The 14,702-nt window shown below is 55.8% G+C and carries 11 protein-coding genes; 6 read left to right on the forward strand and 5 right to left on the reverse strand.

All coding sequences use genetic code 11. The features are described from left to right. The 5 genes from QGH09_07060 to QGH09_07080 form a co-directional block, all read left to right on the forward strand. A partial coding sequence (locus QGH09_07060; protein HJO17940.1) for a hypothetical protein occupies positions 1 to 296 on the forward strand: 296 nt, incomplete at its 5' end. A 209-nt stretch (positions 297 to 505) separates the two neighbouring features. Continuing rightward, positions 506 to 2,446, forward strand: a complete 1,941-nt coding sequence (locus QGH09_07065; protein HJO17941.1) for a thiamine pyrophosphate-binding protein — start codon at positions 506 to 508, stop codon at positions 2,444 to 2,446. 19 nt (positions 2,447 to 2,465) lie between these two features. Further along, on the forward strand, positions 2,466 to 2,855 hold the full coding sequence (locus QGH09_07070) for a c-type cytochrome (protein HJO17942.1): 390 nt from the start codon (positions 2,466 to 2,468) through the stop codon (positions 2,853 to 2,855). Positions 2,856 to 2,905: 50 nt separating this feature from the next. Continuing rightward, positions 2,906 to 4,141 carry an enolase C-terminal domain-like protein gene (locus QGH09_07075; GenBank protein ID HJO17943.1) on the forward strand — a complete coding sequence of 412 codons (1,236 nt, stop codon included), beginning with the start codon at positions 2,906 to 2,908 and terminating at the stop codon, positions 4,139 to 4,141. A 32-nt stretch (positions 4,142 to 4,173) separates the two neighbouring features. Then, the gene (locus QGH09_07080) at positions 4,174 to 5,310 is read left to right on the forward strand and encodes an Sb-PDE family phosphodiesterase (GenBank protein ID HJO17944.1); all 1,137 of its coding nucleotides are present in this window, start codon (positions 4,174 to 4,176) and stop codon (positions 5,308 to 5,310) included. Between the two features lie 45 nt (positions 5,311 to 5,355). On the opposite strand, the gene QGH09_07085 is transcribed toward QGH09_07080, so the two are convergent. Then, on the reverse strand, positions 5,356 to 6,507 hold the full coding sequence (locus QGH09_07085; GenBank protein HJO17945.1) for an aminotransferase class I/II-fold pyridoxal phosphate-dependent enzyme: 1,152 nt from the start codon (positions 6,505 to 6,507) through the stop codon (positions 5,356 to 5,358). 81 nt (positions 6,508 to 6,588) lie between these two features. After that, positions 6,589 to 7,302: a DJ-1/PfpI family protein gene (locus QGH09_07090; protein ID HJO17946.1), complete on the reverse strand. Its 714-nt coding sequence runs from the start codon at positions 7,300 to 7,302 to the stop codon at positions 6,589 to 6,591. Positions 7,303 to 7,437: 135 nt separating this feature from the next. Between QGH09_07090 and QGH09_07095 the strand changes: the two genes are divergently transcribed. Further along, positions 7,438 to 8,442 carry a cobalamin-independent methionine synthase II family protein gene (locus QGH09_07095; protein HJO17947.1) on the forward strand — a complete coding sequence of 335 codons (1,005 nt, stop codon included), beginning with the start codon at positions 7,438 to 7,440 and terminating at the stop codon, positions 8,440 to 8,442. Positions 8,443 to 8,472: 30 nt separating this feature from the next. Here the strand turns inward: QGH09_07095 and QGH09_07100 are convergent, their stop codons facing one another. The 3 genes from QGH09_07100 to QGH09_07110 are packed head-to-tail and all read right to left on the reverse strand — an operon-like array spanning position 8,473 to position 14,700. Continuing rightward, positions 8,473 to 10,785, reverse strand: coding sequence for a hypothetical protein (locus QGH09_07100; GenBank protein ID HJO17948.1), 2,313 nt, complete (start codon positions 10,783 to 10,785; stop codon positions 8,473 to 8,475). Then, complete coding sequence (locus QGH09_07105; GenBank protein ID HJO17949.1) at positions 10,782 to 12,380, reverse strand: hypothetical protein; 1,599 nt, start codon at positions 12,378 to 12,380, stop codon at positions 10,782 to 10,784. Before QGH09_07105 ends, QGH09_07100 begins: the two co-directional genes overlap by 4 nt. A gap of 1 nt (position 12,381) precedes the next feature. Next, positions 12,382 to 14,700: a hypothetical protein gene (locus QGH09_07110; protein ID HJO17950.1), complete on the reverse strand. Its 2,319-nt coding sequence runs from the start codon at positions 14,698 to 14,700 to the stop codon at positions 12,382 to 12,384. Positions 14,701 to 14,702: the final 2 nt, after the last annotated feature.

Genomic DNA, 14,702 nt, shown 5'->3' on the forward strand with positions numbered 1-14,702 from the left:
ATTACGGATACGAGTATCCGGAAAGCTACCTCCGGACGTTTGGTGAGGATTACGTGCCGGAGCCTTACCTGCAGCGCACCTATCAGAAGGTAAGAAACCACAAGTGGTATGAGCATTCGCGGCTCGTAACCGTGAATGACCTCTACGCATTTGACCGCAGTAAGATCGTGTCGATCGAGCCGTTCATCGACATCATCGGACGCCACTTCAAGCAGCCGAAGGAAGGCTTGGGATGGGACGACTCGTCGTCATCCCACATGTGGCGGACGATCAACAATCCAGACCGTCGTCTGTAACACCTTGCTCCTCCAGTCGGCGCGTGCTTACAAAGGCACGCGCCGGTTTTTTGCGCGAAGACCTCCTCTCTCCCCTAATCTGACCACTTCCAAATCTGCTCCGCCTTGTGGAAACGGTCACGCTATAATGGCTCACCATCATGGGTTCCTAGTGACCGAAGTGCCAGCATCTCGAAGGCATTGAGGGAACCAACCCGGGAGGTCGAGCAATGAAGAAGGTGACGAAGGCAACGGCCAAGCACTCGGTGAATCGTCGCCGGTTTATCAAAGGCGCGGCGGCTGGCGCTGCCGGAGCAGCGATGCTCGTAGGCGACCAGGCGGTCACCGCACAAACTCAATCCGGCAACCCGGACCAATCAGCCAACATCCCTTCACCCGAAGACAGTGGAGCAAACGGGAACGAAGGTCTGGCGCGTAGCCCCAAAGTCGACAGTTTTATCGTTGAGAATCCAGGGTCTGACTACATGGTCGACGTCTTTCGAGCCCTTGACCTCGAATACTGCGCATCAAATTGCGGCTCGAGCTTTGACGGTTTGCAGGAGTCAATCATCAATCACGGTAACAATCAGATGCCGGAATTCTTGACCTGTCTTCACGAAGAGTCATCCGTCGCGATGGCACATGGCTATGCCAAGATCGCAGGAAAGCCAATGATGGCCCTATTCCACGGCACCGTGGGACTCCAGCATGCCACGATGGCAATTTATAACGCCTACGTTGACCGGGTGCCGGTCTATATGGCGGTCGGGCTTGACTACGACGGCCCAGTATCAGCACATAACGCCACTGACCTCGCCGCAATCGTCAGAAACTTTGTGAAATGGGACCATCAGCCCAATTCGTTAACGGACTTTGGCCGGTCTGCTATGCGAGCGTACACTTTGGCGACCACCCCGCCGATGGCACCGGTCCTTTTGGTTCTAGACGCTGCGCAACAAAAGGCTCCAGTCGAGATGGCACCTAGTATTCCCCGGTTGTCCCTACCCAAATTTCCGAGTGCTGACAGCAACTCAGTGAAAGAGATTGCCCGGTTATTGGTTGATGCGGACAATCCCCGCATCAACACCGGCCAAGCTGCGCGGACGCAAGAGGGAATCGATCTACTCGTTGAGCTGGCTGAACTTTTACAACTTCCCGTTAACGGCGTCAGCAATCGGCTGAACTTCCCTTCCCGTCATCCTCTCCAGGGCACGGGCACCGGAGTGCCTGACTTGATTTTGAATCTTGAGCCTGGTGCGAGAATTGGGGCCACACCAAGCACCCCTCGGTCAAGTAGGCCAAGTGCCGCGTCAACTGACAGTTCCGAACTCACCACTGTCACGATAAGTTCAGCGGAATTCCTCGTCACCAGTAATTTCAACGTGTTTGGTAACGGCGCAGGGAACGCGGACCTCCTCATTGCGGCTGATGCGCAGGCGACACTGCCAGCGTTAATCGAAGAGGTTCGGCGCCTGATCACCAGCGACCGGCAACGATTCTTCAGTGATCGTGGTAAGAAGATTGCTGACGTGCACGCACGGGCCAGGCGCCGGGAGATCTCGGAAGCTCGCTACGGATGGAACGCAGCGCCGGTTAGCTTGGCTCGCCTCGCAGCGGAATTGTGGCCGCTGATCAAAGACGACGACTGGTCGTTCGTTTCCCCACAGCTATTTCTCGGCAACTGGCCGAGTCGGCTCTGGGATATGAAAAAGTCCCATCACTTTATTGGAGCTCACGGTGCTGGAGGGATGGGCTACGGTGCACCCGCAGCGGTAGGCGCGGCACTCGCCAATCGGAAGCATGGACGACTCTCCATCAATATCCAGGGCGACGGCGACCTAAATTATGCACCGGGGGTCCTATGGACGGCAGCCCACCATCAGATACCGCTTTTGACCATTATGGCGAATAACCGTGCGTACCACGCGGAGGTGATGTTCCTCCAGAAACAGTGTGCGGCTCGTAACCGTGGCGTGGACCGAGCCCATATCGGCACAACTATTAGCGACCCCAATATCGACTACGCGCAAATGGCAAAAGCCTACGGAATCTACGGCGAGGGTCCCATAGAACATCCGAATGACCTTGCACCGGCCTTGCGCCGAGGGCTTGAACGAGTCAGGGCGGGTGAACCGGCGGTGATCGATGTACTGACACAGCCACGAGGATAAGGAGCGCGATATGAACCACATGCATCCATTTGTCCTCGCCTTGCTAACGGTAGCGGGACTGTTCGCAGGCATCCACGGTAGCACCCCGCAAAGTAGCAACGACCTCATCGGCAATGCTGATACCGGGAAGGTCCTATTCGAAGAGTACACCTGTGACGGCTGTCATGGCTCAACAGCAGAAAACGGCTTGGGCACCAGACTGAACCCCCCCAGAATGCGCCAGGCCCGTTTCATCCAGTACCTTCGTAATCCCACTAACCCTGAGCGAATGCCACCGTATCAGCAACCGGAGGTGTCGGATCAGAAGCTGGCTGATATTTATGCCTTCCTTCAATCGTTGCCATCGGCTTCCCCTCCGGTGGGAGACATTCCCGTGCTGCAGGCAATTCTCGAAGAGGTTCCTAAGTAGGCCCTGCTAAACATGCGCGGCAAGTTCAAACTTATCGAGGTCCGTGGCTGATGAAACTACGAAGGCAGGGTTGGAGTCGTCGTGATGTGCTTCAGTTGGCCCCCGCTACGCTTCTGGGTACTGCGCTCAACCAGGCTGCATGTACCGACAAAGATCAGGCGACGACGAACTCTGCTGAGAACCGCATCAATCGAGTCCGCCGTTTCACTGTAACCTCGAAACGCTGGAAGGTCGTCGGCAAGAACTCCCACCTTGATGTCCACGGAGACACGGCGACCGATGCCCTCTTGATCATTGACACGACGGGAGGCCAACAAGGATTCGGCTGGTCGAGGTCGAATGAAGGTGACGCCGCAGAACTTCTAGACAGGGATCCACTCGACTTCTTTCAACCGGGGCGCGGCATCGTAAGCCCTCTGGGACGGGGCGACGCGCCACTCTGGGACTTGACGGGAAAGATTCTCAACGAACCGGCGTGGCGTCTTCTGGGTGGCTACGGACCAGAATGGGTGCCCGTATATGACGGCAGCATCTACTTCTCTGACCTGCAGCCAGAATACGCGGACCGAGGAATTCCACGAATTTTGGAGGAAATCGACCACAGTCTCGAGCTTGGCCATCGGGCGTTCAAGATCAAGGTCGGGCGCGGATTCAAATGGATGGCGCCTGAACCCGGACTCGTCCGCGATATTGAGGTCGTCCGCGCTATTCGCGCGCACGTCGGTCCTGACGTGAAGCTCATGGTCGATTCGAACAACGGCTACGACCTGGCCACGACAAAGCGGTTCCTGAAAGAAGCAGACATCGAATTTTTCTTCGTCGAAGAAATGTTCCCCGAATCGGTCGAGGAAGATCTTGAACTGAAGGGGTGGATCCGTTCTCGGGACTGGAACACGTTAGTGGCTGACGGAGAATCCGCCAGTGAGCCAGAGCATTTCACGCCATATATCGATCGCGTCGCCTTCGACGTCCTGCAAGGCGACATGCGCCGCTTCGGCTTCACCGAACTACGAGACCTCGCGCGAACGGCAGCACCTTCGGGGATCGGATTGGCTCCACACAACTGGGGGTCATACCTCGGGCTCTACATGCAGCTGATACTCGGACGCGGCATTCCGAACTTCGTTATGGCCGAACAAGATCCCGCCCACACCGAGCTCTTCGATGCGTCCGACTTCGAACTTCGTGAGGGTCGAATGCGGGTGCCTGATACGCCTGGCTGCGGCCTCGCCCTGCGGACTGAGCGTTTGGCTGACGAAACCCTCGACTGGGAGCTCCACGTTTAAGGGCGAGTATCATCAGTGTGGAGATTCAAGTAATGACGAATGCGTTCTCGATGATCTGGCGTTGTGGTGTAGTCGCGATGGCTTCGGCACTGTGGGTAAGCGGTGCCTTGGCGACGGACGACCGGGCAATCCAATTTCCAGATGTACCCGGCTTCCGCACTGTGGCGGTAGACCTGCATACCCATTCTGTGTTCTCCGACGGCAGTGTGTGGCCGGATATTAGGGTCGACGAAGCTCGCCGAGACGGGCTTGACCTCATCGCGATTACCGAGCACCTAGAATACCAACCCCACGCAGTTGACATCCCACACCCCGATCGAAATCGGTCATTCGAACTAGCTACCGGGTATGTCGACCGGCAACAAATCGACCTGCTTGTTGTTAATGGGGCGGAAATCACCCGTGACATGCCACCAGGCCATGTCAATGCTGTGTTTCTAACTGACGCGAACCCCCTTCGAACGAACATGGTCATGGATGCTTTTCTAGCGGCCGACCGTCAAGAAGCATTTGTCTTTTGGAATCATCCCGCGTGGACAACTCAACGTCCCGATGGCGTCGCCCGGCTTACCGACATGCACAGGGAACTGATCCAGCGTCGCCTCCTCCACGGCATCGAAGTGGCTAACGCCGGTAACTACTCAGCAGAAGCACTGCAAATCGCCCTTGACCACAACCTCACAATCCTCGGGGTCTCTGACATTCACGGGCTCATTGACTGGGATTACGACATACATGACGGAGGACATCGCACGGTCACACTAGTCTTGGCCCGTGAGCGAACGGCTGAAGCTGTGCGGGAGGCACTCCTGGCACGCCGCACGATCGCGTGGTTCAACAATTTATTGATCGGACGAGAAGACACGTTGGTACCGTTGCTCGAAACCGCGGTCACGGTCTCTGATGCCGTGGTACGAAGCCAGAGTGAGGTGGTGGACGTGACGTTATCGAACAATTCCGACGCTGCAGTCGACCTTCGCAACACGAACGCCCACCGGTTCGCCGAACACTCGGCCGTGGTTCGCGTGCCGGCCCACGGTCAGGTCACGCTTGGCGTGACAGGCGAACCCCAATCTGTGTTCGACCTCGAATTTGAAGTACTAACGGCTCTGGTAGCACCCGAAACACATCCAACGCTCCGACTACGCGTCGAAGTCGAAGCTCGCTGACTTGACCCTGGACACCAACGAGAAGTAAACCACTTTGAGTGCTGATTACCCGGTCCGTAGCACCTCAGCGAAGACCCCGGACGCACGCCGCATTTCCCCCATCGTGCCGAGCGACACACGGCAGCGGTCGAGCATCGGCGGGAAATTCCGACCTACCTGAACTCGATGTTCGAGACACGCATCCCGAAAGTCCCCAACTGGACGGTCGAGACCAACGAACAGAAAGTTCGTGTTCGACAATGGGACACCTAGACCTAGACCCTTGAAGGTCGAGTGAACAAACTCTCGCACCCGCGCGTTCTCCTGCCGCTCACGCTCCATGTGCGACGGATCATTCAATGAGGCGATAGCCGCTGCCGCTGTTAGCACGTTCACGCTCCCCAAACCCCAAGCAGCCTCGATCTTTTGCATCGTCTCAGGCCGGCCGATGGCGTAGCCCAAACGCAACCCAGCCATCCCGTAGGCCTTAGAAAACGTGCGAGTGACAAAAACGTTGGGATCATCGAGGGCAAACGGAACAGCGGTGCCACCAATCGGGTCCTCGGAATAGTCAATATAAGCTTCATCGACCTGAATCATTGTCTCAGGCGATGAGCGGCGCACGTCATCAATAAACGCTGCAACCGACAGACCCGAATGGAACGTCGACGTGGGATTGTTCGGATTACACAAGAACACCAAGCCAGCACCTTTCGCCGCCTCAGCCATTCCGTTCAGATCAATGGATAAATCAGCCATGACCGGCACTTCCCGAATAGGAGTGCCGATGCGCCGCGCCGTAGCCACCGGTGCACCATAGGATGGAGAGGCGTTCACTAGGGGGCGTTCTGGCGAGGTAAACGCTCGGACAGCACCAGCCAACAGACCCGCCGAGCCCGTACTCAAAAGAACGTTGTCGGCCTTGGCGCGGTAGAGTCCAGCGATAGTCTCTGCTAGACCGGGAGGATTGTCCGGATATCGGCCCACCTTAAAGGACACGCGCCCATCAAGTGCTCGCAAGGCGGCATCGCCTGGTCCACGTGGATTCTCATTACCACTAATGCGAATGAACCCCGGCTCGATTAATGGCGGAGTCTGGCCTTCGATACCACGCGCCGATAGCTCCTCGCGCCCGCGGGAGATGATAAAGGGCAGCGAAAGCATCCCTGTCCCACCACATCCGACCGACCGAACGAACTCACGTCGAGACCATCTCATGCTTCCTCCTTGGACCAAACGGTTCAAACAAGTCGTGTCTTACCTATACACTACTCAGACGGGCTCACCGGCTTAACCGTGTCACGCTAAACATGTTTTACAAGGTAAAGAACCGTCAGCTATAGCCCCCTCACGGTTCTCCCACTCCACAAGGTCATGTCGCGAAATACTCTGCCCCCAATCGCACGTTTCCCGGTGAAAGGTCCTTCGACCCGCACTTGCGATAACCTTCGTTTGACCTTCGGGACTCCCGAGACACCGCAACACTTCTCGATAAAATTCTGGATGCGACTGCCAGGTCTGGGCGGTAACGAACATGCCATCTTGCACGGCCTGGTCGGTACAGTAAACACCCCCAGCAAGTTCCACCTCATTCCGTACATGCTCGTAGCACGTGACACGCCGTCCCTTGACGAGGCCAGCAGCAATCAGGACTTGGATTCCATGACAGATCGCAAACACCCAACGATTGAGGTTCGAAAACTGCTGGACCAGTGTAATGAGTCCGGCGTCGTGCCTGAGGTATTCCGGCGCTCGCCCACCGAGCACCAGCACAGCTGTGTAATCTTCAGCTACCGCAGCGCCGAACGCCACATCCGCTTCAACGCCGTAGCCCTGTCGCTCAATATAGGTATCCCAGCCAGGCTCAAAGTCATGGGCCACAAGGTGCAGTCGACGCTTACTCGGCGCCCCCACGGCAACCTCATAACCAGCCTCCCGTAGCCGGTGAATCGCGTAAAGCGCCTCGTAGCTCTCCCCAGCGTCACCCGTAACAATTAAGATTTTTCCGCGCATCGAATACTCCGTGCGACTTACCGCAGCAGATGGCGAAGCGTATCATGTTCGCTCATTATCCAATCTGGGCCACTTCTTCTATCTATACACGGCCCAATCCCTCAAATTGCCTAGACGAGACTATAATGCCGGGCCATGTCCATACCGTCGATCCGCACGGAGGTAGTCGGTTCCTACCCAACCCCCGCTTGGCTATCCGCTATGCCGTCCCGGCCGACACTGCGCGACGCACTCCTGGTTGTATTGAAAACGCAGGAAGTCGCCGGCTTGGACGTGTTGAGCGACGGAGAGCTCGCTCGCTTCGACGTGAATCACCCAGATACAAACGGTATGATCGAGTTCTTCATCCGCCCCCTTTCAGGCATTGCCACGGAGTTCACACCAGAGGAGCGGGCTGCTTTTTGTGCACAACCTGGCATGCAGTTCCGTAATCGGCCGGCCGGAGTCGTCCGCACTCAACTCGGAACCGGCACACTGGATTTACCATCGCACTGGAGCCTGCTGCCATCGCTCACTAAACAGCCGATTAAGTTCACAGTAACCTCACCCTATATGCTCGCGAAGACCCTCCTGGACAGCCATTATGGTGACCTTCGCGCACTGTGCATGGACTTAGCGAAAATCTTGGCAACCCAAGTTGCAGAAATCAATGCACCCGTCCTTCAGGTGGACGAGGCTAATCTCACGGGCCATCCCGAAGACCGTGACTGGGCGCACGAGCCGATCAACACGGTTCTTGACGCCGCACCACACGAAACGGCGGTCCACTTATGTTTTGGAAATTATGGCGGCTCAACGATTCAGCAGGGCTCGTGGAAGGATTTGTTACCTTTCCTAAACGCTCTGCACGCTGATCACCTTCTACTCGAATTCGCTCGGCGCGGTTACGAAGAACTCGAGGTGCTTCGCGATCTTAGACCCGAAATCGCTCTCGGCGTCGGGGTGATTGACATCAAAGATAATGAGGTAGAGACCCCGAGAACTGTAGCAGGGCGAATCGAGCAAGCGTCCAAGATACTCGGTCCCGAACGGATTCAATGGGTGCATCCAGATTGCGGGTTCTGGATGTTGCCGCGAAGCGTTGCTGACAGAAAGATGGCGAACCTAGTCAAAGGCCGTGACCTCTTCCTCGGTCAGTAACACTCGGGCGTGTGCCCTCCTGATAAATCGTTAATCTACCGCCTGCGCGGCCTTCCGCTGCATGTAACTCGAATCAATAAAGGGCTGGTCGTCTAGGTGGGCTTGCATCAAAGTAAGCCGCCTATTTAGCAGCACGTCCAGATTGCGACCGTGGATTAGTGGAGTTTCCTGCTGGTCGGTCGTCGCCATGAACTCAACGCCTGAGGCCAAGAGCTCGAGCAGGTCTTTGGAGTTGGCGATCTCTTGAAGCATCATGTCCCTTAACAACACCCGGTATTCGCTCATAGCGCCATGGTCGCGTGCCTCATCGGCCTCGAGAAATCCGTGAACACCGACCACCCACGCTATAACACTACGCTGCGTCCGGAACCAGCACTTCAACGCCCTTAAGCGAATCCACTGGTCATACATGACGTTTCCAGCTGAGGGCTTGTCCATCCCTCGACACTCGCGCCCCAGTAGCTCGATCGCACGGTCAATTGGAGTCCAGACGTTGGCATCGAAGTGTGCGAGGTTCTTTCGGCACAACTCAAGAGTCGTCAGTTGAAAAAGTACATCGCGACTGAGGTCCACATTGTTTGGATTGTGTGGAGTCGTGCACATGAACTTCTGGTAGTAAGCTCGCTCGGATTCTGGAATGGCCTCAATGTTAGGCACAAAGGGCCGAGCCCACAGGCGATACCAGACGAAGCCATACATCGAATACAACGGGACGGCGTTCGGGTAGGCCAGAATCGCTTCTTCAGCGGCAGACCAGGCGCTCAACAACGTTGGGCTCAGTTCCGAACCAACCTCACGCTCAGCCATGCGTTCAGTTTCACGATCGATATCTAACTCGGGATTAAATTGAAACGCGCCAACCATCTCATGGTTTGGATCAAACGGCACGATCCCTGGCAGCGGCGTCCCACCTAGGTGAGCGACGTTTCGTACACCGTTCGCGTGGAGCATCTGAAGTCTGTGCCCCGTCAAACGGGGATATGGCACACCGAGCAAGGGGGCAAACATTGCATGCGGTCCAGCTGCGAAATAAAGGTCCGCGCGCGCACCGCGTGCCTCAAGGTCAGCCATCAATTCTCGCTCACGTGGGTCGAACCGATCCTGATGAACCGTTCCAGCGTTTACCCCAGACGACTCGGGATACCGAGGGTGTTTATAAGGCATCTCCCACCCCCGCCCGAGCAATGTTGCACTTTCAACCCCGACACCGTCCCCTAGACCCGCCCAGACCGTGTCATGCTCGCCGTAAAAAGATTCCATCCTCGTCAATACTCGAAAGGCGGCGTTTCGCAACCTGCCGGCGTCCCGGAGTCCACGTAAAAACTGCACGACATTCCCGCCGGCAACCCGAGCGATGTCAGCATCATCATTCCATTCTCGAATCAGGTAGGGACCGCCGTTTCGCCCAACATAAAGCGACTTGGTGTATTCAAAACCCGCCCCGCTGTCATTCGTCCACACCGACAGAAAACCTAACTCTGGGACCTCAATAAGTAACTGCTCCACCATTTCTGCATAATGCGCCTGCACCATGGGGTGCGTAATCGTCATGTTGTAGCGTGGCTGAAAACTGCGGAAGGGATGGTCGACACGTGCACCGCGTAACATCGGATACTGCTCAAAGAACTTCTCTGGCACCGAGCGTGGCTCGAAGCAGAATAGTCCTGGCACGAGGCCGAACTTCACGACCAAGGCGGCATTTGCTTTCAGATTCGCCAAGTTTGCTGCGAGCCACTCTTTTGGGTAGAGTCCAGCGTTCAGCTTACTGCTCACGAATTGATCCAGCGCCGGACCATAGGTATAGAACATCGGGTAGGCCTCACCTGGAGGACCTGCTTCCAACCCATGGGACTCCGCCAGACCGTTCACCTCTACGTGGGTAAAGCCTCGGGCTGCTAACTGCTCAACGTAGGCGGCCGGGTCACGTCCGTAGTGGAACCGACCTTCCTGCGTTAAAACAAAATCGAAAAGACTACGTTGCCAATCGAACGCAACATCCATGCGACGCCCGTCCCGATACTTGTTCACAGCTTCGTCACCAAGCCGTTTCAAGAGGTTTACAACACCACCATACAAAAGTGAGGATGAAGTGGCCGTGAGAAAACCAGCCCCATCCTCGCTAAGACGGAGGAACACAGCCGGCGTACTCCCGGCGACTCCATTACGCTCAGGAAATGAGATCTGAAAAACGCCCGCAGTCCTCACCTCAACATCGGTAGAGGTGCGCACAATGTCAGCACCGAACGCCGCGGCTATTCTTTCAGCAGCGGCAGTCACCACCGCTGCCGCGCCAGGGTTAATCTGTATTGCTTGTACTCGAGCCAGTGCGTCGGCGACCGTCATGACACTTCAGGTCCAACGCTCAGTTCAATGGTCAGGCTCGCACGACTATCTATGTCGAGGTCGATGTCTACGTAGCCGCTAGATCGTACTTGGGTGTTGCGATAGGGCACGTGACTGTGATCGACGGTCACCCCGACTGCAACCCGACCCACTGGAAGCAGGATATGTAGATGGACACTGGATGATGGCGCTGACAGTTCAAGGTGCAGTCTCTCCTCCTCAGCGCGATACACATATCCAACCGTAGCCCCGGACGCCGCGTAGCCGAGCTGAACCTCGACGGTCCGGACTCCGGTCACCGCCCATCGAGGAGCCAACAAAAGCTTATCGAAGCCCTTCCCTTCATCGACAAGCCCGATGAGTCCCTCCACAAGCGCGTACAGCATTGCCGACGAACCCCAACCATCCGTCGGCTGAGCCTCCGGACTTGTACTAGCCTCAACACTGGCCGGCGTACCATCAGGGAAGTACCACAAATAGGTCGCTTGGCGTTCACCGATTAGAGCCCAATACCGCTTCAGAATATCGACACCATACGACTCAAAGCCGGTTTCGAACGCCGCACGTGCTAATTCCCCACCGACCAACGGCATGATGCCACCGTTGACATAGGCGCCAGCCACGAGTTTCTCGTCTCCGAAGACTCCATCGGGAAACGGAGGGTCGATCGAAAACCACTCCGCAAAAGCTGGCGACGTCTTACGCCGGCGCTGATACTCCTCAATGATCGACACCGCCTGAGCCTGCTCCGTAAGCCCTCGATTGATATCCATCGGATTACTCAGGCTCAGTTGCGCCGCTTCGTCTACACCGGCGATCCCGACTGGCGTGCGCTTAACGAAATGGGTATAAAACTTTCCGTTCCAGCAGATTTCATTCGTCCGCGCCTTCAACCCATGCGCGTGCTCGGTCCAGTATGCCGCACGCTCTGGGTCACCGAAGTGAGTGTATAACCCCGCCAAAATGCGAAAGGCCTCGTAGTAACCACTGTTGTCGCCGTGCATAATGCCCCAGAAAGTGTGCTCATCGATCTGAAACTGAAGCCATTCATGACGTCCAGCCGTATAGGCGAAATCCCACGTGTCTATTGTGTATGCGCGTTTTACCAGATTGAGCTGCTCATCCCAGTACCACGGATGGCTCATGATGTAGCGAAGAGCTCTCTCCATCACTGGCAGATGCCTACAGATCCAATCGTCGTCACCGCACGCCTGCCACGCCAGCCAGGCCGCCTTGACGAACCGGTATTCGACGTCCGCCTCTACCGGTACCCGAACGTACTTCGTCCAGTTTTCGCGCTCACACGGCAGTTTTTCAGGATAAGTGGTGACGTAATCGAAGATCCGACCACTCGTTGACTGCGTGTCGGCAAAATGCTCAACGATACTCGTCGCGTCCGCGTGAAAATACCGCCCCATCCGCAACATGTCGCAATGGTCTCGAATCCAAATCGAGCTTGCATCCGGTGTGCGGAATCCACTTACTCGTCGTCCATCGACGACGAGTTCCATAACATCCTGCTCGAGAAATGAACGGACCGTATCGAAGAGTTCGTCGAATGCCGGCTCGCCCGTACGAAGGAAACTCGACGGCATGCTAGGGCTCAAGACTCACCTGTCCCCGCCAATATCGCATCTTGCCAATTCCACTAGCATCCCGACTGCCGTCGAAGGCCAAATAGAAATACGATGGGCGCCCTTCGTAGAGCACCTGCTCTCCGTACGTGGCTTTAGTCAGATTGGTAATCGTGTAATTCAGCTCTCCGTCTACGAGCGACGCAAACACAAAATCACCGTTGGTTTCGACCTGGTCGAATTGGATCCGACCAGCTTCATAGGTGTAACGTGGACGCCGCCAGTCTCGGGCGATGTCCATTCGAAGATCTTGCTTAACACCAACCGTGATCGTTTTCTCGCCATCCTCAATGACTACCCCCAACCCAGTCCTAGCTGGAACTGGCTCTATCAACCTGATCCGATCCACCCATGACTCAGGCGACTCACCCGCTTCGTGGGGCACCAACACCGTCACGAAACCCTCGGTCTCACCAAGCTCAAAATGATGCGCTGTGGTCTGATGTATCAGGGTCTCAGTCTGATAATGACGCGTTTCTGTTTCGGTGCCCTCAAGTCGGAAGTGCGTGTCTGGAAAATAGATTAATAGATGTCGATTCTCTGGAAGTTCATCAGAACCGATTTGATCGTAGACCGTGTCATACCAGTGGTCACCCTGCTCAACAATACGCCGAGTGTGCCACAGGTTCGCCATCGTGAAGTATTCCTCAACGCGTGCTTTTACGATGTCGAAGACAACAAAGATTTCGGGATCCTTGATGTAAGCGATTACCCGGTCCCACTCGAAACCCCAACCATCGTCGATCATGCGACTTCGACTGTAGTCGACGTCAGACAAACTTAAGAAATCAACTTTTTGCGTTCGAACCCGGCGATAGGAACCCGCGTTGTGCAGAAAATCCAAAATGGACTGTCCGGGCACTGCATCGGGTGTATCGAGTCGCGCCTCCCCTGCTTCCTGTCCCATCCAAATCTTCTCCGGACGGATTGCCAGACGATTGTGGAAATAGTCCTGTCGATAGGCACCGAATGGCCCGCTCGGCATGTAATCCCTATAACCACCATCGTGGAGAAGGACCGACCCCCCAGACATGAGCAGGGTGATACTGTTCTCATCAGCATGCCCATGAGTCATTTTCTCTTCCTCAACGGGGATCGTGTCACGAAGGTAATCACGAAAATTAAGTCCTCCGTCTCCCTCGTCGCGGTAATTGAGAAGCAGATAGGTCGAATCTGCGTCCCATCCATTTCTAAACACAATCTTTTTCCCTTGAACGTCCTCCATCACTTCAGCCGATAACCCCTCGGGCATCTCTGCACCGATGCTATCGCTACCCCAGCGATAACAATCCAACAGAAAGTATCCGAGCCCGACATCAACAGGGTCGTTAAAGTCAACAAATCGGTTGGCGATAACATTAGCCGCCCACTTAAGCTGGGAATCCTCATAAGCTGCGGCTGTGGCTTCAAAGAAAACCAGGTAGTGCTGCCAATTGCGCAACCAGTTGGCATCACCGAAATCCGGGACCATGCCAATCGGTGCCATTAAATTCAGGAAGTATTGGGCGTAGTAGTACATCTCGGGGGTACGGAACAGCGCATTTAGTCGACCCGACACATCAGCATGACCCATCAAGGCGTACAGCCAGATGCCGTGATAGATGGTCGCATCCTCAATTTCCCAGTTGCCCCAGTTGTCATCAGCCAACGCCCGATCTTGCATTCGCCAGACTTCAGCGCGAGGATGATCTGGCAAAGCTCGGACCGCCCAGGCTAGGGATTCAGCTCGGAGCATGGTTCGATTCATGGTTCCCCACTCGACCGTCCGTAACAGATATTCCATGCTGTCTTCGATCACCTCCCGGGCGGCACGGGCCTCTTCCAAGGAAAACTGATTAAGGCGGTCGAGAGTTTCGAACGCTCTGATGTAGCGCATTACCCGAAAAAAATCTGGTAACGCTGGTACGCCATCAGCATAGTCAGGGCGACGGTCAATCGCAGATTGTGGATACTGACTGCGATAATCGCCAAACTGGAGTATGACCCGCTTGGCACGTTCAGCGTAGAGTGGCTCCCTCTCAGTTTCGAATAGGTATGAATAGATCACGGCCATCTCAAGTAGACGGCCTGGCGGCCGATAGCCAAAAATACTCTCCGAATCAAATTGCTCGCGCCAACGCGTGATCAGGTCGTCGTAGTTCTCCCAAGTCCAATCTGCTGAACCCCTCGCGTACTCTAAATACGCTGACCGTTCCATCGGCGCCTGGGCAATAGCCGGCGACGCCACCCCAATCAGTGCCACTATTAGCGCACCCACTACGATTCGCCTTCTCACACGCATCC

Source organism: Vicinamibacterales bacterium, assembly GCA_036012125.1.
Taxonomy (GTDB): Bacteria; Acidobacteriota; Vicinamibacteria; order Vicinamibacterales; family UBA823; genus UBA11600.